The sequence below is a fragment of the Ruegeria sp. K7 genome, assembly GCF_056531785.1.
In genome coordinates this window covers 549,869-568,515 of the sequence record NZ_JBQFMJ010000001.1, presented here as the reverse complement: position 1 = coordinate 568,515, position 18,647 = coordinate 549,869, and the positions used below count along the sequence as shown (strand labels likewise).

Genomic DNA, 18,647 nt, shown 5'->3' with positions numbered 1-18,647 from the left:
TGAGGACAGCATGATGAGAGCAGTTTCCAAATCAGCAATGCGCCGGTGCGCCCTTGGAGCGACGGCATTGGTAATTCTTGCCGGGTGCGAGGGGCCATTGGACTATGACCTGCGGGGCAATGTAGGCGGATTTTCGACCGCCGATGCGGCGCTGGCGGCCACGGGCAATCGTCCGGCTCCTGACGCGCGTGGGGTCATCACCTATCCCAACTATCAGGTCGCGGTGGCCCGCGGCGGCGATACCGTCAATGACGTGGCCGCACGTGTTGGGCTGCCTCCGTTGGAACTAGCCCGGTTCAACGGTTTGAATGTCACTGACCCTCTGCGCGATGGCGAAGTTCTGGCGCTGCCGCGTTCGGTCGGCGGCGGCAGCAACGTCGATATTGCAGCCCTGGCCGGGTCCGCCATTGATGAGGCTCCCGAGAGCGGGGGTGTTCAGACCACGACATTGGAGCCGGCAAAGCCTGTATCACCCACACCTGCACCGGTGGGGCCCGAACCGGTTCGGCACAAGGTCAAGCGTGGGGAAACGGCCTATACCATTTCGCGTTTGTATCAGGTGCCGGTGGAGTCCCTGGCGGAGTGGAACGGTCTTGGGTCCGATTTCACTGTGCGCGAGGGCCAGTACCTGCTGATCCCGGTCAAGGATCAGCCAGCGCCACGCAGGTCCGCGGCAGCGGCCACTACTGCAACGAATGTCACGCAGCCGGGGCAGGGATCTCCGACGCCGACACCCCCCAGTGCCACGCAGCCCTTGCCGGACGAAGAGGTTGCGCCATTGGCCGAAGCGCCTGATGTGACGGCGGAAGCGCCGACAAACACCAGCACCGCCGCCTTGTCCTTGCCGGTCAGCGGGACGATCATCCGCACGTTCGACAAGAACAAAAACAAGGGGATCGACATCGCCTCGAGTGCGGGGGCGCCGGTCAAGGCAGCTGATGCCGGGACTGTGGCTGCTGTGACGGAGGACGCAAATCAGGTTCCGATCGTTCTGGTGAAGCACAGCAATGATCTGGTTACGATTTATGCCAATGTTGCCGACGTTGCCGTCAAGAAAGGCGACAGGGTCCGGAGAGGACAGCAAATCGCGGCCCTGCGGGGCGGTGACGAGGCCTATGTGCATTTCGAGGTGCGGCAGGGGTTCGAAGCCGTCGATCCCGAGCCTTACCTCAAGTGACGGAAATGGCCCGTTCCGGGCCATGCCTCCGGCGGGAGTATTTTGAAAAAGATGAAGCCGGTCAGCTGTGCGGGTCGTAGTCGCTGAGCCTTTTGCCGGGTTCGTCGGGGAAGATCTCGGGCATTGGTGTGACTGCCTCGATCAGATCGATACGGAAGACGCGGAAACCGTCTCGCAGCTCGCACCAGGCGGTGAGGGTCCATACTCGGCCCCAGTATTCCATGTGCAGCGGGCGGATCACGCGATCGGTCAGGACGCCGTCGATGCGGCGGTAGGACAGGCGCAGTTTCTGGCGGGATTTGATTGCGGCGCGGATCGGGGCCATATGCGCCAGTCCGCGCGCGGCGTCGGCAAAGGGGTAGACGGCGAACTTCCAGCTGTCGGCTTCGGCCACGACCTGAGTGGGCAGCACGGCGTCGATTTTGTCGGCCAGTGATTCAGCAGCGGATTTAAGGTCGGGATCGGCCGCCTCGGCCACAATCGCCATGCCGAGGTTCAGCGCCTCGAGTTCAGCGGGGGTCAGGTTCAACGGAGGCAGGGTGATCTGCTCGCGCACCATATAGCCGACGCCGCGTTCGCCCTCGACCGGAACGCCCGAGGCGACCAGCGTGTCCATGTCGCGATAGATGGTGCGGACCGACACCTCGAGCCGGTCCGCGATGTCCTGCGCGCGGTGCAGTTTGCCGTCGCGCAGGATCTGGATGATGTCGAACAGGCGGTCAGAGCGGCGCATGACGCACCGTCCTGACCTGCCTCAGGCGGTCATGTTCCATAACACATTCTCGTGGCGCATCTGGATGCTTTCGGGGTTGATGGCAGCCATCAGGCCCGCGCAAAAATCCTGCTGCGGGAACTGCGCTGCGGCATCCTTGGCCGCCTTCATGTCTGTCCAGATCACGTAATCCGTCCAACGGCCATCCTCACCCTGGCTCAGTTGGCGATGGGCAAATCCGGGGGCAGCGCGGACAAATGCCTCGGACGCCTGGCTGAGTTTCACGAACTCTTCCGGGGTGGTTCCGTTGGCAAGGGTAAAGGTGACGATTTCAGCAACATGGGTCATTTGATTCTCCGTTGACCAGGTTTCGATGCCCTCTGCCTAGCCCTTTACAACTGACATAAACCTGTCAGTTGAGAATTGCGAGTCCGCAAAAACCGCGCCACCGGTTCACATTTATGCGCGGAATTGACCTGCCTCACTTTTGCAGAGCGCTTTGCAGGCGTAGACACGGACCCAGTTCACATTTCCGGCGCGTGGCGCCGACGCAAGAGGAGAAAAGACATGCTCAACAATATCGGTCTTCCCGGCCTTCTGCTGATTGCCGTCGTGGTGCTGGTGCTGTTTGGCCGCGGTAAAATCAGCTCGCTGATGGGCGAAGTGGGCAAAGGCATCACCGCGTTCAAGAAAGGCGTCAAGGACGGAACGGAAGAGATTGAACAGGACGCGTCCGAGCTGGCCAAGGATGTCACGCCCGAGACCGAGAAAGACAAGGTCTAAGCGCGGATGTTTGATCTGGGCTGGACCGAGCTTCTTGTCATCGGCATCGTTGCGCTGATCGTGGTGGGGCCCAAAGACCTGCCGGTTCTGTTTCGCAATGTCGGTCGATTCGTCGGCAAGGCGCGCGGTATGGCGCGTGAGTTTTCCAGCGCCATGAACGAAGCGGCGGACCAGGCAGGTGTGAACGAGATCAAGAAGGGTCTGAATGCCGCTGCCAATCCTGTCAACACCGCCATGGACGGGGTAAAGCAGGCCGCGCAGGATATGGCCAAAAGCATGGATCCGACCAAGTTCGACCCGGACAGCGAAACCGGCAAACTGGCCGCGGAACGGGCGGAACAGGCCAAGAAGATCCAGGCCGCAACGGCTCGCGCCGCCGCCGACCGCAAGGCGAAAGAAGCCGCAGACGCGTTGGCCAAGGCAGAAGAGGCGGAAGCGGCGCTGAACACTGAAAGCAAGACATGACCAAGACCGACGAGATCGAAGATACCTCGGCCCCATTGATCGAGCATCTGGCCGAACTGCGCACACGGTTGATCCATTGCGTGGTGGCGTTTCTGATCGGTATGATCATCTGCTTTACGGTGGCCACGCCGATCTTCAACTTTCTGACGCAGCCACTGTGCGAGGTACTGACCGAGCGTGGACAGGATTGCGGGCTGATTTTCATATCGCCGCAGGAAGGGTTCTTTGTCGCCATCAAGGTCTCGTTGCTGGGCGGTTTCATGCTGGCTTTTCCCTATATCGGGATGCAGATGTGGCGGTTCGTGGCGCCCGGCCTTTATCGGTCGGAAAAGAACGCCTTTCTGCCATTCATGCTGGCGTCGCCCTTCATGTTTCTGCTGGGGGCAAGCTTTGCCTTCTACGTGGTCACACCTTTGGCCTATGACTTTTTCCTGGGCTTCCAGCAATTCGGAGCGGAAGGCGAAGCGGTTGCCGACGGAACAAACGCAGCGCCGCTGAGTGTGGTGTTCCAGGGCTCAGCGCAGGAATACCTGAACCTGACGATCAAGTTCATCGTGGCCTTTGGCCTGTGCTTCCAGTTGCCGGTTTTGTTGACCCTGATGGGCAAGGCCGGGCTGGTCAGCGCCGAGGGGCTGGGCGCGGTGCGCAAATACGCGGTCGTTGGCATTCTGGTGCTGGCCGCCATCGTGACACCGCCGGACGTGATCACCCAGATCATCCTGTTCGTCGTGGTCTACGGGCTGTATGAGATTTCGATATTCCTGGTGGCTCGGGTCGAGAAAAAGCGCGAAGAGCAATTGCGCGCCGATGGCTACTATGACGACGAAGAAGAAGCAGACGAAGAGATCGTAAAGGAAGAAGACGCCAGGTAAATCTGCTGAAAGTATTGGATCAGGCGCGCCGGTTTCTGGCGCGCCTTTTTCTTGCCGGCCCTTGTTGCGTCCGGGCGAACATGGTTTGACACAGGCAGAGATGACCGGAGGAGCCGATGGACGACCTAGCCCTGAACCGTATCGCCGACGCGCTGGAGCGTATGGTACCTGCACCGCTGGCCGCGCCCGATTTCGCCGTGGCATCGGCATTTGTCTGGCATGTTGAGCCGGATCGCCTGACGCCGGTCGAGCAGGTCAACAGGGTCGATCTGGATCTGCTGGTGGGGATCAACCGCTCTCGTGACACGCTTCTGGACAACACGCGCCGTTTCGCTGCAGGATTCAAGGCCAACAACGCCTTGCTGTGGGGCGCGCGGGGAATGGGGAAATCCAGCCTCGTCAAAGCTGTGCATGGCACTTTGCAGCATGTGCATCCAGACCTCAAACTGGTGGAATTGCAGCGCGAGGACATGGGCTCGGTCGCGCGTCTTCTGAACCATCTGCGGGCCGCGCCTTACCGGTTCATTCTGTTCTGCGATGACCTGTCGTTCAGCCATGACGACCAACACTACAAGTCGCTAAAGGCGGTGCTGGATGGTGGTATCGAGGGCCGCCCCGAGAACGTGGTGTTCTATGCCACCTCGAACCGTCGCCATTTGATGCCACGTGACATGATCGAGAACGAACGCTCAAGCGCCATCAACCCCTCCGAAGCGGTCGAGGAAAAGGTTTCCCTGTCGGACCGGTTCGGCCTGTGGCTGGGTTTCCATCCCTGTGATCAGGATGAGTATCTGGCGATGATCGACCAATACTGCGCCGCCTACGGCGTTTCGGTCGATGCTCAGACCCTTCGGGCCGAAGCCATTGAATGGCAGGCCACGCGTGGCGCAAGGTCCGGTCGCGTGGCCTGGCAGTTCTTCGTCGATCTGGCCGGACGCAACGGTGTTCATATCGCCTGACCCGCTCGCTTCATCTGGCCAAAAATATCCCCGCCGGAGGCATGGCCCGTCAGGGCCATTCCTATAGCAGCGCCAGAATACGCGCGGCCTCGTCCGCAGCGCTGGTCAATACATCGCGGTCTTCACCGGGATGGAAGCGGGCGCGCACGGCGGTTGGCATTGACGCAGGTTCCACGATAGAAACCCGCGGTCCTGTCCGCTCGGTCTCGGCCGCCCAGCTTCGGGCCAGCGCCATCTGCGCGGCCTTGGTTGCGCCGTAGATGCCATAGAACTTCTCGCCCGCCTTGGGGTCGTCAAAGAACACGGCGTGGCCGGCTTCGCCCAGCAGCGCCGCGATATACGGGATCAGCACCGAGGTTGCGTTGGCGTTGGTATTAACCGCCTTGGTCCATTCCTTGGGGTCGATGAAATGCGCGGGTGTCAGGGCCGAGGTGTGGATTGCGGTGTGCAGCCAAAGATCGACCTTGCCCCAGCGGTCGTGAATGCCCCGGCACAGGGTCGCCATGGCGTTAGGATCGGCAATGTCCATCGGCGCCAGAGTGGCGCTGCCGCCCTTGGCCTTGATGCGGTCGTCCAGTTCCTCAAGCCCGCCCGTGGTGCGGGCAACGGCAACAATGTGGTGTTCGGGTGCCAACGCTTCGGCCAGAGCGGCACCCAGCCCGCGCGAGGCCCCGGTGATGAGGGCGATTTTGGTCTGATCAGTCATGGTTGCGGTTTGGACCCGTGCGCGCAGGGCGTCAAGTCGCGATCACGAGCCGGGAATGGCAATCCGGTGCGTTTGGCCGCTTTGTCGCAGCATGACGCCGTCTTCATCAATCGCAACAATAGTGCCCGAAGCCACTCGGCTGCCGGTTTTGACCTCTTTTACGCGGCCCGAAGACATCCGCATCAATGCGCGCATATTCGTGGTGGGGCCAAAGACCCCAAGGAGGGAAACAGACCCCTTTTTCAGCGCACCTTTCTGGGTGGCTGCGGCCTTCACTTTGGAGTTCGACATAAGTTCTGGCCGGGCAGGGCCCGGTCCCTGTTATCGGGTGGTGGTTGGCTTGCGCGTACCAAATGCGTTCGACGAACAAAAGCCCGGTCGAACGTGGCGACACGGGCAAATGATCACGCTGGAAGGAACCGGTTGGATTCATGCCGTGTTCGCCGCGGGGTTGTGAGCGGAAACCCACTCATAAATAGCTTTCGGGCAGTGTGTTAGTTCGAATCGTGCGGCCGGATCGTGTCAGTTGACGCAGTTCAACCAGACGCGAGCTTGGCTGCGTTCCACGACCCGCCGACAACCATCATATCCTGTTTCTTCTGGCTGACCCGGCTGCTGTTTTCGAGGCTTTCAAGATATTCCTCGCTGACACTTCCGGTTGGGTAATTGCCGTCAAAACACGAGCAGTCGAATTGCTTGATCTCGGGATTGCCTTCTTTCGCGGCCCAGATCAGGTCATCCAGTTCCTGATAAAACAGGGCGTCCGCGCCCAGTTCCTGGCGGATTTCCTCGATTGTTTTGCCGTTGGCGATCAGTTCATGCTTGGTGGGCATGTCAATGCCGTAGACATTCGGGTATTTGACCGGGGGCGAGGCGCTGGCGACGTACACCTTTTTGGCGCCGGCCTCGCGGCACATCTGGACGATTTTCTTGATCGTGTTGCCGCGCACGATCGAATCGTCGATCAGCAGAACGTTCTGGTCCTCGAACTCAAGCGGAATGGCATTCAGCTTGCGGCGCACGGATTTCTGTCGTTCCTGCTGGCCAGGCATGATGAATGTGCGCCCGACATAGCGGTTTTTGACCAGACCTTCGCGATAGGGGATGCCGGTGATCTTGGCGGCCTCGAGCGCGACGGGGCGTGCGCTGTCCGGCACAGGGATGATGCGATCAATCTCAAGACCGGCAGCCTCGATCTGGCGGGCCAGCGTTTGGCCCATGCGCATCTGTGTTTTGTAGACCGAAACGCCGTCCAATAGCGAATCCGGCCGCGCAAGGTAGACGTATTCGAAGATACAGGGGGTCAGTTGGCCCTCAACCGCCTGGAACGCGTGCATGTTTCCTTCCAGATCGATCAGGATCGCCTCACCGGGTTTCACGTCACGCAGCTTGTCAAAGCCGTTGATGCCGAATGCCACGTCTTCGGACGCAAAGGCATAGTCGTCGCCATCTCCGTCCACATCGCGTTTGGCAACGGACAGGGGACGGATTCCATAGGGATCGCGGAACGCCAGCATGCCGACGCCGGCAACCAGACAGATCACCGAATAGGCACCCTGAACCCGCTCCATCGTCATCTTTACGCCGGCAAAGATATTGCGAATGGGCTCGGCATTGCCGTTGACCTTGATTGCATCGGCCACCTTGTCGGCCAGAACATTCAGCAGGATTTCCGAGTCGGATGTGGTGCGCAGGTGGCGGCTGTATTTGCCGGTGACCTTCTCGCGCTGTTCTGCGGTGTTGGTGATGTTGCCGTTATGAACAAGATAGATGCCGTAAGGCGCGTTCACGAAGAACGGTTGCGCCTCGGCCGCGCTGAGCGAACCTGCCGTGGGATAGCGGACATGACCAATACCGGTTTTCCCCAGAAGGGTTTCGGCGTCTTGCGCGTTGAAGACGTCCTTGACCAGCCCGTTCGCCTTCTTTTCACGAAAGTACTCACCGTTATATGTGACGATGCCCGAGGCGTCCTGACCCCGGTGCTGCAGCATCAGCAGCCCGTCATAGATTTCCGCAAAGACATCATGTGTCCTGCTTGCGATCCCCAAAATCCCACACATGTACGGGCTCCAATTCCTATGACGTTCTTGTGGTGAGTGTTCTCAATGGCCGGAACCGGAGTATTTGCCGGATGGTATTTGTACCCGTTGTCGCCAGTCTTCAGAACGGCAAAGTCGCGCCATCGCAAAAAGGGCAAGCGCGAAAGAAAACAGATACAGCAAGACCGGCAGCTCCGATTCCATGTCGGTTTGGGTTCCACATAATACCTAACGGCGCGTGTGTCATCTAACGATCACAATCGCGATTTGCCGCAGGCCAATATTTGTCTGAATTCACGCGGAAGATGACATTTTTTCCGACTTATGCTGTCATGCGAACAATGCCGACCGTTAAGGCGGTTTGTTACCGGACTGGATGTTACCTATGTGGCAGCATAAGCCAAAGGCCAAGGAAGCGGCCCCAGCAAAGCGCCGATGTCACCGATGCCGGGGCATGGGACGTGCGCCATGCCAGATCTGCAACGGTGCCGGAGAAGTGGTCAAAAGCCGCGATATCCTTGGCAAACCGATCTCAAGCAGATGCGACGGATGTTTTGGGCTAAAAACGATCCGATGCACGGTCTGCGGCGGCGAGGGGTTTGTCTGAGACCCGCAAACAAAAAAAGGCCCGGGCATTGCCGGGCCTGTCTGCAAACTCAACTGATAAGGCGTATCAACCTTCCGAGTTGCCTGCGGTGCAGCTGGCGACCAGTTCTTCATACTGGGTCGTAACCCAACCTAAGGCCGCTTCGGGGTTTTGCTCTTCGATCTTGCCACTGAACTGTTCGAAGACTTTGGCCGAACGGCTTTCGTCAACGATGGTATAGCTTTGGCCGGTCATCACCGTGTCGTAGACAAAGAAGGCGATGGCCACCAACAGAATGCCCCGCGCGATGCCGAAGAAAAAACCGAGTGCCTGATCCAGGCCGCCAAGCGCCGAGCGCTGGACCAGCGATGAAAACAGCGGCGTGAAGATGCTGACCACGATCAGTGCGATGGCAAAGACACCCGCAAAGCCGGTGATCACCGACAATTCGCAGCTGTCGCGCAGGAAGTCTCCGACGACCGGGATTTCCTTGACCAGCGGAACGGCCTGTGGTGCGAAGATAAAGGCCAGAACTGCGGCGGCGACCCAACCTGCGATGGCCATAACCTCGCGCATGAAGCCGCGCGAATAGGCCAGAATGCCCGACAGCACGACGATCAGGGCGACTACCCCGTCAATTATTGTAAAACCTTCCATGGCCCTCGCCTGTTCGTTTTCTGCCCCTCGGGCGGGACTTTAACCTGCTCCGAAGGTTTCGCCAACAAACCCGACCAAATCAGAGGGTCGGGTGAGTGTCAGACCTGCCACAGTGCCGGTTTTGCCACCTGCCGGAGCAATTGCCGCCGTGAAACCAAGTTTTTGCGCTTCTTTCAACCTGTTTTCGGTCTGCGGGGCCGGTCTAAGTGCCCCGGAAAGCGAGATTTCTCCGAAAACGACCGTGTCGGCGGGCAAGGCAGTGTCCTCACGCGCGCTGAGCAGTGCTGCAGCCACGGCCAGATCGGCAGCGGGTTCGCTGACTTTCAGCCCGCCTGCCACGTTCAGGTAAACATCGAGACCGGCAAAGGGGATACCACATCGGGCTTCGAGTACGGCGAGGATCATCGCAAGCCTTCCGCTGTCCCACCCGACGACAGTGCGGCGGGGCTGGGAATGCGGCGAGGGCGCGACGAGGGCCTGCAATTCCACCAGCACGGGCCGGGTGCCTTCGATCCCGGCAAAGACGACCGAGCCTGGGCTGGGTGTGCCACGTTCCGACAGGAACAGGGCCGAGGGGTTCGTGACCTGTGCCAGCCCTTTGCCGGTCATTTCGAACACTCCGATTTCGTCGGCGGGGCCAAAGCGGTTCTTGACCGCGCGCAGGATGCGGAACTGATGGCCACGCTCGCCTTCGAAATACAGCACCGTGTCGACCATATGCTCGACCACGCGGGGACCGGCGATCTGGCCTTCCTTGGTGACATGGCCAACCATGATGATCGAGACCCCGTGGCGCTTTGCAAAGGTCGTCAGCTCGTGGGCCGCGGCGCGGACCTGTGACACTGAACCGGGGGCGCTGTCGACATTGTCGGCCCACATGGTCTGGATCGAGTCGATGATGGCGAGGCCCGGCTTTTCTGTTTCCAGCGTCGTCAGGATGTCGCGCAGGTTGGTTTCAGCGGCGAGTTGCACGGGGGCGTCTTCCAGCCCCAGACGGCGCGCGCGCATGCGGACCTGCGCGCTGGCTTCTTCGCCCGAGACATAGATCGTCTTAACGCCTGCCCGGGCAAATCTGGCCGCTGCCTGCAACAGCAGGGTGGATTTGCCGATACCGGGGTCGCCGCCGACCAACAGGGCCGAGGCAGGCACAAGACCGCCGCCCAACACCCGGTCCAGTTCCTCGACGCCGCACAGGGTGCGCGGCGGGGGTGTTTCCTCGGTCGACAGGTCGGAAAGCGCTACGGCCTGTCCACGCTTGCCGCCCAGCGATTTCTTAGCCGGGCCGGCGGAAAGGGGCGCTTCCTGAGTGATGGTGTTCCATTCACCGCAGGCGTCACATCGTCCGGACCAGCGGGAATGCGACGCGCCGCAGGCGTTGCAGGAGAAAGAAGTCGTTTTAGCCATGGCGCAATTCGTGCCCGAGCCGGGACGGTTCTTCAAGCCCTTGCGGGGCTTTCTTCACCGCCGGTGGCGGCCACGACCTCGGGCCCTGCGGGCCGTCGGCCATGGCGGGCGCTGGCGCGCCGGGGTGGGTGGCTTATTCGGCGGCCCGGGGCGGTGACATGGCAATGACGCTTGCGGCGCCGGGGTCACTTCCGTCGGGCGGTGTTTGCAATTGGGTCGAAAGTTCAGGCAGAAGCTCGAACAGTTCGTCGCGAAGGCGCGCAAGCTGGGATTTGGCGATGGATTCCTCGATCTCGATATCGCGGGTCCACTGGCGCAGCTCGTGCTGGACGGTCTGGGCATCTTCGATTCGTTGACGGAACAGCTCGATCTCTTCCTGACGTTGTTTCAGGAAGGTGCGGGCGCGGGCCACTTTGTCCGCGCCATAGGTCTGTGCCAGTTCGTGGCTGACCTGGCTCATCTGTGCGGCCAGTTCCAGAACCTCGGGTTCGAGCGACTGAAGGTCCGGGTGATCGCGCAGAAAGGCCAGGCGTTCCTTAACCGCGTCGAACTCGGAGGCAAGCGCGAAGGCTCCGCAGCGGTCGGCGGCATGGGCCACCTGATAGGCATCGATCACATCCTGCATGTTCAGGGAAAACTTGCGATGCGTCTTTTCCAGCGCCATCATTCTGGCGTTTGAGGGCAGGTAGAAGGCCAGCATGAGAATCAGTGCAGTCAGGCCGATCTGGACAAACATGCCCGCATCTATCGTGCCGGACCCTGCAATTCCGGCCTGCACCGACAACCAGGGCCAGACACCGGCGGCCGATAGAGTGGTGGCCAAAACCGCTGCGAGGGCCGACGCGCAGATCAGGAAAAAAGTCAGTCGTAGAAAGGCATTCTGACATTGCAATGTGATAGTATGGATGGCGTCCATGACGTCCCAACTCCTTCTCGCAAACCGGCACTGGCCGGGTCCGGGCGGCGGGGTTCGTCAAACACACAACGTGATCCGCAAAGGACCGGCAAGGTACAAAAACAAAACTGCTCGAATTAGGAAGATGATACTCAGTATAATGATTTCAATCAATTAGACCTGAGGATTTCGTGAACTGCATGTCATTTCCGTAACGTGGCCCACGGCGATTGACGCCAGAATACAGCCCGTGAACAGATAAAGACCCCACGCCGTTTCGATGGTGGCGTAGGAGATGCCCTTGGCCAGCGTGATGTAAAGCGCGATGAGGAAAATGTCGGCCATGGCCAGTTTGCCGAGGATGTTCAGCGCGGGTTGGACGCGGGCGTCCAGCAGATTCCATTGGATCAGCGCGGTGCCGATGGTTTTGACGTAGGGCGCGAAGAGGGCGAAGACGGTGACGATCAGCGCGAGGAAGACGTCGGATCTCCAGAGGGATTGCAGGCCGGTGATGACGCTGATTTCGCTGAGGCCAAAGATCGGCAGTAGACCGGCTCGCATCAGCGGGGCGAACCATGCGATGGGGTAGAGGATCAGGAGCGAGAGGGTGGCGAGGCGGAGGGTCATTATTCCTCAGGCGGTCTCAAGTCCTCAATTTGCTTATGAGGAGCTGGCAATTGAAGCGGTTCAGCTGTTTTCAAATTAAACATTCCAACAATTCTCTCAATCAATCCAACTGCTGGTTCTGCATTTCTTGCAGTATCACCAACAGCTGTTCCAATTTCTACCATTGCTGCAAGCGCAACATCTAAATCGCTGGCTTTTTTATGAATTTCAGCTTGAATTTTCTCTAACCTTCGAAGGAGACGATCTTTGTGATCCTCATTAAATAGCTCGGAAACTCTAATTTGCTTTCTAGCTCTAGATATGAGGTCTTCGATTTTGGCAATTTCTTCCAAGCTAAACTCGATGGTATCTTGATGAAGTTCTTCTTCTATTTCGGCTTCACCCAACCGCAGAGCAATTGCGATTTCAATTAATTTGACTTCGTCTAGCATGGTATCCATCGCACCCTCAGTCGAACTCTGTGAGGGTGATGGCAACTCGATTTCGACCCTTTTCGCCAAGCTTCTAATCCTTGATTACAGTCGCGCGTACTCAGTATTCAATGAGTGATTGCGTTTCGTATCAGAACTTAGTGACCCGCCATTTAACTGTCTTAGCTCTTCAACAGACTCATGAATCTTCATTAAAATAATCGTATCTTTCATGGTTCTACCTTAGTCTTCGAATTACCGCACCGCCTCAATCGGCCCCTCGGCACTGCCACTTATGAACTGCTCCACATAAGGATCTCCCGAGGCGTCCATTTGGCCGACCGGGCCGGTCCACTGGATCACGCCGCCGTGCAGCATGGCCACGTTGTCGGCAATCGCACGGACCGAGCTCATGTCGTGGGTGATGGTCATCGCTGTGGCGCCCATCTCGGTCACAATCTCGCGGATCAGGTCGTTGATGACGCCAGACATGATCGGGTCCAATCCCGTGGTGGGCTCGTCGAAAAAGATGATTTCGGGCTCGGCAGCAATGGCGCGCGCGAGGCCCACGCGTTTTTGCATGCCGCCCGACAGTTCGGCCGGAAAGCGGTCGGCGACGTTGGATTTCAGGCCCACGCGCCGCAGTTTCTCGATGGCGATTTCGCGCGCCTCATCAGCAGGGCGTTTCAGCGAACCGCGCAGCAGGCGGAAGGCGACGTTTTGCCAGACAGGCAAGGAGTCGAACAGCGCAGCCCCCTGAAACAGCATCCCAAAGCGCGCAAGAAACGCATCTCGGTCACCCTTAGTGGCGTCTTTGCCATCGACATAGATCATGCCACTGTCGGGCTTGATCAGGCCGAGGATGCATTTCAGCGCCACGGACTTGCCGGTGCCCGAACCGCCGATGATGACCATCGAGGTGCCTTTGGGGATCTCAAGGTTCATGCCCTGCAGCACTTGATTGTCGCCAAAGGCTTTCTGTACGTTCTCCATCCGGATCATAGCGAGAAGAACACCCCTGTCAGAACAAAGTTTGCGGCGAGGATCAGCACAGCGGCGGCCTCGACCGAGCCCTTGGTGGCGCGGCCCACGCCCTGCGCGCCGCGGCCCGAATTCATGCCGTAGTAACATCCCATGATGGCTGCGATCATGCCGAAGGCTGCACCTTTGACCAGCGACGAAACGATATCGCGGGTTTCCAGGAAATCCACGGTGTTTTTCAGATAGGCCGCCGGGTTGAAGCCCAGGTTTTGCGTGGCGACCGTATAGCCGCCCATGATGCCGATTACGTCGCCAACCGCGACCAGAGCAGGCACGGTGATCAGCGCCGCCAACACACGTGGTGCGGTGAGGTATTTCATCGGGTGCGTGGACAGCGTGACCAGCGCGTCGATCTGCTCGGTCACTTTCATTGTCGCGATCTCGGCGGCGATGGACGAAGTTACGCGCGCGGCGATCATCAGGCCAACCAGCACCGGACCAAGCTCGCGTACCATGCCGATCGCAACGATCTGGGGCACGACGGCTTCGGCATTGAAACGCGCGCCGCCCGCGTAGATCTGCAGCGCCAGCGCGCCGCCGGTGAAAATCGCGGTCAGGCCGACGACGGGCAGCGACAGCCAGCCGATATTCAGCAGCGCGATGCCGAATTCGCGCGGGTAAAACGGCGGGCGAAAGATATGAGAGACCGCATCCAACGCGAACAGTCCGACACGGCCGAATGCCGCCAGCATGGTCAGGACGACGCGTCCAAGACCACCCAGAAGGGAAAGGGGGTTCATTCCACGTAGCCCTTGGAGTATCGGTTGCCCAGTGAGGTCAGGATTTCATAGCCAATGGTACCTGCGGCCTCGGCCAGATCATCCACGGTTTGATGTCCGTTCAGAATGCGCAGACGCTCGGGCGCATGCGGCAGGTCGGTGACATCGACGGTGATGAGATCCATCGAGATGCGGCCGACCACGGGGCATGGCTGATTGCCAGAGAACATGTCTATGCCGCCACCGATGGCGCGGTGCAGCCCGTCGGCATAGCCAGCCGCGACGGTTGCAATCCGTGACGGTCGGCGCGCGGTCCAGCTGTTGCCATAGCCAACGGTTTCACCCACGGCCAGATCCCTGGTCTGCACAACAGGCAGATCGGCTGTCACGACGGGTTTTGCGGCGGCGAACGGCAGACCGCCATATAGTCCGACGCCCGGGCGACAGAAGTCGAAATGGAATTCGGGTCCCAGCAAGATGCCGCCGGTGGCCGCCAACGATCTGGGAGCGGCAACCCCGTCTGTCATCTCGCGGAAGGTGCGCAACTGTTGTTGGTTCATAGGGTGATCGGGCTCGTCCGAACAAGCCAGATGTGACATCACCACGACCGGGTTCAGCGCCTCGGCCTGCGGGCGCAGTGCGGCCCAGTCGGAAGGTTCCAATCCCAGACGGTTCATGCCGCTGTCGAGCTGAATGCCAAAGCCGTGATCCGGCAGTGCCTCGCAATGGCGCTGAAACTGCTGGGGCGAGTTGATCAATGGTGTCAGATCGTGATCCCGCAGCAGATCGGCGTCGCCTTCCATATGGCCGGAGAACACGCCGATCATCGGACCGGGGCCGACCGCCTGCCGGACAACGGCGCCTTCTTCGGCGACGGCGACAAAGAACTTCCGGACGCCTTCTTCGGCCAGCGTCGCCGAGACAGGCCCGGCACCCAGGCCATAGGCATCCGCCTTGACCACGGCGCCGGTTTCGACATCCGTTTTTGCGTCGAGCGCCCGCCAATTGCTGGCGAGCGCCTGAAGATTGATCGTCAAACGTGCAGTACTCATGGAACTGTTCATGACATTGGATCGCGGCAGGTCAAGAGGGAATGCTTCAATTCCCCTCGGGTTTATGGGCCTCATAAGCAGCTTCAAGCTCAGATCGCAGGAAATCGGCAAACAACAAAGGCTTGAACCCGGGGGCGCCGGTGCCGGGCAGAGGTTCGACAATTGTGCTCACATGCGGGTCAAAGAAGAACGGCACGCTGTATCGTTCACGACCCGAACGGTTGATGACGCGATGCGGTGTGGACAACAGGCGGCCATTCGACATCCGATGCAGCATATCCCCGACATTGACGACAAATGCCCCGGGGCGTGTGGGGACATCGACCCAATTTCCGGCAGGGGTTCTGACCTGCAATCCACCCACCTGATCCTGCGCCAGCAAGGTCAGGCAACCAAAATCGGTATGGGGTGCCGAGCCGAACAGATCACCAGGGCTGGCTTCAGATTGCGGTGGATAGTGCAGCAACCGCAGCCAGATGGTCGGAGTGTCGAAGGCCGAAAGAACAGAAAAATCGGTGGCACTACTGGCCTTTAGGGCAGTTCTCATCAACCTGCGCCCCAGATCGGACATGGCGCGGGCGTAGGCCTCCAGCGTGGTCCGAAAACCCGGCAGATCCGGCCACCGGTTCGGGCCCGACAGGTAGATACCGGGATCGGCCTTTGGGTCTTCGCGCATCATCATGAAGCTTGCCGACTGATTGGGTTTGGTCACATCGGCCAGGGTCGAGTTTACATCCGTTGACGTATCGATGGCGATATAGCCGCGGTGGGTTCGGTCAACGGCGATCGCAAGTTTTTCGTCAAGCGGTAGCGCGTGAAACTGTCTTGAGACCTCGAAGACATCGCTGATCAGATCGGCATCTATGCCGTGATCTTCGATATAGCCGAAGCCTGTTGTTCCATAAGCAGCCCGAAAATCGGCTGCGATTTCATCCTCGGGGCGCGCGCCCAGACGGATGACGGGGATTTCAGTGAATTCTGTCATTGTTCTTTCGCTTTGTTGAGGAAGATTGCAGGGGCAGAAAATGCCCCCGATCTATCCGGCAAAGCGTTTGCGGCGGTGCCCGAAGTGGCGTTCAAGCACCACGCGACGGGGTTTATGAGCAAGACAAAACAGCATGGCCCGATCCGTGCATATCAGTTTGCCCAGGTCAAGGGATCAATACCCTTCGATCTGTCCGCCCTGTTGCCAGGGTTTGACCAGATTTCCGAAACGGGTGAACTGGGCCTCGAAGGACAGCTCGACCGTGCCGATGGGGCCGTGACGCTGCTTGCCGACGATGACTTCGGCCTTGCCGTGCAGGCGTTCCATGGCCTGCTTCCACTCTTCCATCTTTTCCAACTCGTGATCGCCGGGCTTTTCGCGTTCCTTGTAGTATTCCTCGCGGAACACGAACATCACCACGTCCGCATCCTGTTCGATCGATCCCGATTCCCGCAGATCGGACAGTTGTGGGCGCTTGTCGTCGCGGTTTTCGACCTGACGGGAAAGCTGAGACAGCGCGATCACCGGGATGTTCAGTTCCTTCGCGATGGCTTTCATGCCCATCGAAATCTCGGCGATCTCGTTGACGCGGTTGTCGGACATGCCGCGGCAAAGTTGCAGATAGTCGATCACCAGCAGGTCCAGCCCATGGGTGCGTTTCAGCCGCCGTGCGCGGGCGGCCAGCTGTGAAATCGGCAGGGCGGGCGTGTCGTCGATGAACAGGGGGCACGCCTCAAGCTCCTTGGCAGCATCGACGAAGCGGCGGAATTCGGCTTCGGTCATGTCACCTTGGCGGATCTTGTGCGAGGAAATCTCGGACGCTTCGGCCAGAACCCGACCCGCAAGCTGCTCGGCGCTCATCTCCAACGAGAAGAAGCCGACCACTCCACCGTCAACCGCGCCCTCGCTGCCGTCCGACTTCAAGCCACGCTTGTACGCTTTGGCCACGTTGAAGGCCACGTTGGTCGCCAGCGATGTTTTTCCCATCGACGGGCGGCCCGCCAAAATGATCAGGTCCGATGGGTGCAGGCCCCCCAGTTGCTTGTCCAGATCGGCCAGACCGGTGGAAATCCCTGCCATGCCGCCACCGCGCTGGTACGCCTCGTTGGTGACATTGACGGCTTCTGTGACCGCCTTGAGGAAGGATTGAAAACCCTGTTCGGTCTGGCCCTGCTCGGACAACTGGTAAAGCTGCTGCTCGGCCTCGACGATCTGTTCTTTTGGTTCGCTGGAAACGTCAACCCGCGCCGCCTTGTCCGAGATGTCCCGGCCCAGACGGATCAGTTCGCGCCGGATGGCGAGGTCATAGATCATTTGCGCGTAGTCATGCACCGCGAAGGCGCTGATTGAGGCGCCGGCCAATTTGACCAGATAGGCCGGCCCGCCAAGTTCCTTCAGGCCTTCATCCTCGGCCATGAAAGATTTCAGCGTCACAGGCGAGGCCAGCGCATTCTTGGCGATGCGCGCGGCCGCGACTTCGTAGATGCGGGCGTGGACCGGATCATAGAAATGCTCGGCCCCGATGATCGAGGCTACCCGGTCATAAAGGTCGTTATTGGTCAGGATCGCGCCCAGAAGCTGCTGCTCGGCCTCGATGGAGTGCGGCATTGTTTCGGCGTTCTGAATTTGCGCCGCTGCCTGCTCGATACTGCTGATCTCGTTCATTGCTGTTCTCTTGCCCCTTGGACAGAGGCCATAACGCAGCGCCCTGAGTCGGCGCAAATTGTATGTTTTCTGGGGATAGCCTGTGCATATCTTCCCGCCCCATCATATTGCAGGATGGGGCAGGGGTCCGTCAACATGTTGTGGATGGAGCGTTGGGCGTATTCGGCAATGTTTCCGATTGGGAAACGGTTTGCGTCACGTCAGCCCTTATTCGCTTCCTGCCAGCCGCGCGGATCGTTCAGGAATGCTTCGACCCCATCAAGTGTTTCCTGATCAAACGCTTTCTGCGCCTTGGCCTCGGCCAGAACATCCCACCAGGTACACAGGCTGTGCAGTTGCACCCCATGATCACCCAGAGTTTTTTCGGTTTCGGGGAAGATGCCGTAGTAGAAGATAACGGCAGTATGCCCGCAGGTCGCGCCGGTTTCGCGGATCGCGTCGACGAAAGACAGCTTCGAGCCGCCGTCGGTGGTCAAGTCTTCGACCAACAGAACGCGTTCGCCTTCGCTCATGGCTCCTTCGATCCGGGCGTTGCGGCCATAGCCTTTGGGTTTCTTGCGCACATAGGTCATCGGCAGAGCCATGCGTTCTGCAACCATGGCGGCAAAGGGGATACCCGCGGTTTCGCCGCCGGCAATGTTGTCGAATGCTTCAAAGCCCGCATCACGCATCACGGTGACGGTCAGAAAATCCATCAAGGTCGAACGGATGCGCGGGTACGAGATCAGCTTGCGGCAATCGATATAGGTCGGGCTGGGCAAGGCGCTGGCCAGAGTGAACGGCTCGCGTGCGTTGAAATGCACGGCCCTGATCTCCAGTAGCATCCGCGCGGTCAAACGGGCGATTTCGGTGCTGTCGGGAAATGAACTGGGGATCATGGCGGAACCTCGGGG

Annotated in this window: 21 protein-coding genes; 5 read left to right on the top strand and 16 right to left on the bottom strand. The window is 59.5% G+C overall.

Annotation, left to right across the window (positions count from 1 at the left end):
* Nucleotides 1-13: 13 nt before the first annotated feature.
* The gene (locus ACR0FE_RS02795) at nt 14-1,177 is read left to right on the top strand and encodes a M23 family metallopeptidase (RefSeq protein WP_170610969.1); all 1,164 of its coding nucleotides are present in this window, start codon (nt 14-16) and stop codon (nt 1,175-1,177) included.
* Between the two features lie 61 nt (nt 1,178-1,238).
* Here the strand turns inward: ACR0FE_RS02795 and ACR0FE_RS02790 are convergent, their stop codons facing one another.
* Nucleotides 1,239-1,910, bottom strand: a complete 672-nt coding sequence (locus ACR0FE_RS02790; RefSeq protein WP_480490080.1) for a helix-turn-helix transcriptional regulator — start codon at nt 1,908-1,910, stop codon at nt 1,239-1,241.
* 21 nt (nt 1,911-1,931) lie between these two features.
* Nucleotides 1,932-2,237 carry a hypothetical protein gene (locus ACR0FE_RS02785; protein ID WP_170610676.1) on the bottom strand — a complete coding sequence of 102 codons (306 nt, stop codon included), beginning with the start codon at nt 2,235-2,237 and terminating at the stop codon, nt 1,932-1,934.
* A 219-nt stretch (nt 2,238-2,456) separates the two neighbouring features.
* On the opposite strand from ACR0FE_RS02785, the gene ACR0FE_RS02780 reads away from it, so the two are divergent.
* The 4 genes from ACR0FE_RS02780 to ACR0FE_RS02765 all read left to right on the top strand — a co-directional run bounded on the left by ACR0FE_RS02780 (nt 2,457) and on the right by ACR0FE_RS02765 (nt 4,968).
* Nucleotides 2,457-2,672, top strand: coding sequence for a twin-arginine translocase TatA/TatE family subunit (locus ACR0FE_RS02780; RefSeq protein ID WP_170610679.1), 216 nt, complete (start codon nt 2,457-2,459; stop codon nt 2,670-2,672).
* A gap of 6 nt (nt 2,673-2,678) precedes the next feature.
* Nucleotides 2,679-3,137 carry a Sec-independent protein translocase protein TatB gene (gene tatB / locus ACR0FE_RS02775; protein WP_170610681.1) on the top strand — a complete coding sequence of 153 codons (459 nt, stop codon included), beginning with the start codon at nt 2,679-2,681 and terminating at the stop codon, nt 3,135-3,137.
* Nucleotides 3,134-4,009: a twin-arginine translocase subunit TatC gene (tatC, locus tag ACR0FE_RS02770; RefSeq protein ID WP_170610684.1), complete on the top strand. Its 876-nt coding sequence runs from the start codon at nt 3,134-3,136 to the stop codon at nt 4,007-4,009. The genes tatB and tatC overlap by 4 nt, the downstream gene beginning before the upstream one ends.
* A gap of 116 nt (nt 4,010-4,125) precedes the next feature.
* The gene (locus ACR0FE_RS02765) at nt 4,126-4,968 is read left to right on the top strand and encodes an ATP-binding protein (protein ID WP_480910860.1); all 843 of its coding nucleotides are present in this window, start codon (nt 4,126-4,128) and stop codon (nt 4,966-4,968) included.
* A 61-nt stretch (nt 4,969-5,029) separates the two neighbouring features.
* Here the strand turns inward: ACR0FE_RS02765 and ACR0FE_RS02760 are convergent, their stop codons facing one another.
* The 14 genes from ACR0FE_RS02760 to ACR0FE_RS02695 form a co-directional block, all read right to left on the bottom strand.
* A complete protein-coding gene (locus tag ACR0FE_RS02760; protein ID WP_480910857.1) occupies nt 5,030-5,674 on the bottom strand; it encodes an SDR family NAD(P)-dependent oxidoreductase in 645 nt (214 codons plus the stop codon).
* Between the two features lie 42 nt (nt 5,675-5,716).
* Complete coding sequence (locus ACR0FE_RS02755; protein WP_480910854.1) at nt 5,717-5,965, bottom strand: hypothetical protein; 249 nt, start codon at nt 5,963-5,965, stop codon at nt 5,717-5,719.
* A gap of 245 nt (nt 5,966-6,210) precedes the next feature.
* Entirely contained in the window at nt 6,211-7,734 is a 1,524-nt protein-coding gene (purF, locus tag ACR0FE_RS02750; protein ID WP_170610695.1) for an amidophosphoribosyltransferase, read from the bottom strand.
* 652 nt (nt 7,735-8,386) lie between these two features.
* Nucleotides 8,387-8,956, bottom strand: coding sequence for a CvpA family protein (locus ACR0FE_RS02745; RefSeq protein WP_170610697.1), 570 nt, complete (start codon nt 8,954-8,956; stop codon nt 8,387-8,389).
* A gap of 39 nt (nt 8,957-8,995) precedes the next feature.
* On the bottom strand, nt 8,996-10,360 hold the full coding sequence (gene radA / locus ACR0FE_RS02740) for a DNA repair protein RadA (RefSeq protein WP_480910851.1): 1,365 nt from the start codon (nt 10,358-10,360) through the stop codon (nt 8,996-8,998).
* A 133-nt stretch (nt 10,361-10,493) separates the two neighbouring features.
* Nucleotides 10,494-11,276: a DNA repair protein gene (locus ACR0FE_RS02735; protein ID WP_480910848.1), complete on the bottom strand. Its 783-nt coding sequence runs from the start codon at nt 11,274-11,276 to the stop codon at nt 10,494-10,496.
* 153 nt (nt 11,277-11,429) lie between these two features.
* Complete coding sequence (locus ACR0FE_RS02730) at nt 11,430-11,882, bottom strand: paraquat-inducible protein A (RefSeq protein ID WP_480910846.1); 453 nt, start codon at nt 11,880-11,882, stop codon at nt 11,430-11,432.
* Complete coding sequence (locus ACR0FE_RS02725; protein ID WP_480910844.1) at nt 11,882-12,322, bottom strand: hypothetical protein; 441 nt, start codon at nt 12,320-12,322, stop codon at nt 11,882-11,884. The genes ACR0FE_RS02730 and ACR0FE_RS02725 overlap by 1 nt, the downstream gene beginning before the upstream one ends.
* Nucleotides 12,323-12,547: 225 nt before the next feature.
* Nucleotides 12,548-13,294 carry an ABC transporter ATP-binding protein gene (locus ACR0FE_RS02720; protein WP_170610710.1) on the bottom strand — a complete coding sequence of 249 codons (747 nt, stop codon included), beginning with the start codon at nt 13,292-13,294 and terminating at the stop codon, nt 12,548-12,550.
* Nucleotides 13,291-14,073, bottom strand: coding sequence for an MlaE family ABC transporter permease (locus ACR0FE_RS02715; protein ID WP_170610714.1), 783 nt, complete (start codon nt 14,071-14,073; stop codon nt 13,291-13,293). The genes ACR0FE_RS02720 and ACR0FE_RS02715 overlap by 4 nt, the downstream gene beginning before the upstream one ends.
* A complete protein-coding gene (alr, locus tag ACR0FE_RS02710; RefSeq protein ID WP_480910841.1) occupies nt 14,070-15,104 on the bottom strand; it encodes an alanine racemase in 1,035 nt (344 codons plus the stop codon). The genes ACR0FE_RS02715 and alr overlap by 4 nt, the downstream gene beginning before the upstream one ends.
* 46 nt (nt 15,105-15,150) lie before the next feature.
* Nucleotides 15,151-16,089, bottom strand: coding sequence for an isopenicillin N synthase family dioxygenase (locus ACR0FE_RS02705; RefSeq protein ID WP_480910839.1), 939 nt, complete (start codon nt 16,087-16,089; stop codon nt 15,151-15,153).
* A 174-nt stretch (nt 16,090-16,263) separates the two neighbouring features.
* The gene (locus ACR0FE_RS02700; protein WP_170610722.1) at nt 16,264-17,754 is read right to left on the bottom strand and encodes a replicative DNA helicase; all 1,491 of its coding nucleotides are present in this window, start codon (nt 17,752-17,754) and stop codon (nt 16,264-16,266) included.
* 200 nt (nt 17,755-17,954) lie between these two features.
* Nucleotides 17,955-18,632, bottom strand: a complete 678-nt coding sequence (locus tag ACR0FE_RS02695) for an orotate phosphoribosyltransferase (RefSeq protein WP_480910837.1) — start codon at nt 18,630-18,632, stop codon at nt 17,955-17,957.
* Nucleotides 18,633-18,647 lie beyond the last annotated feature (15 nt).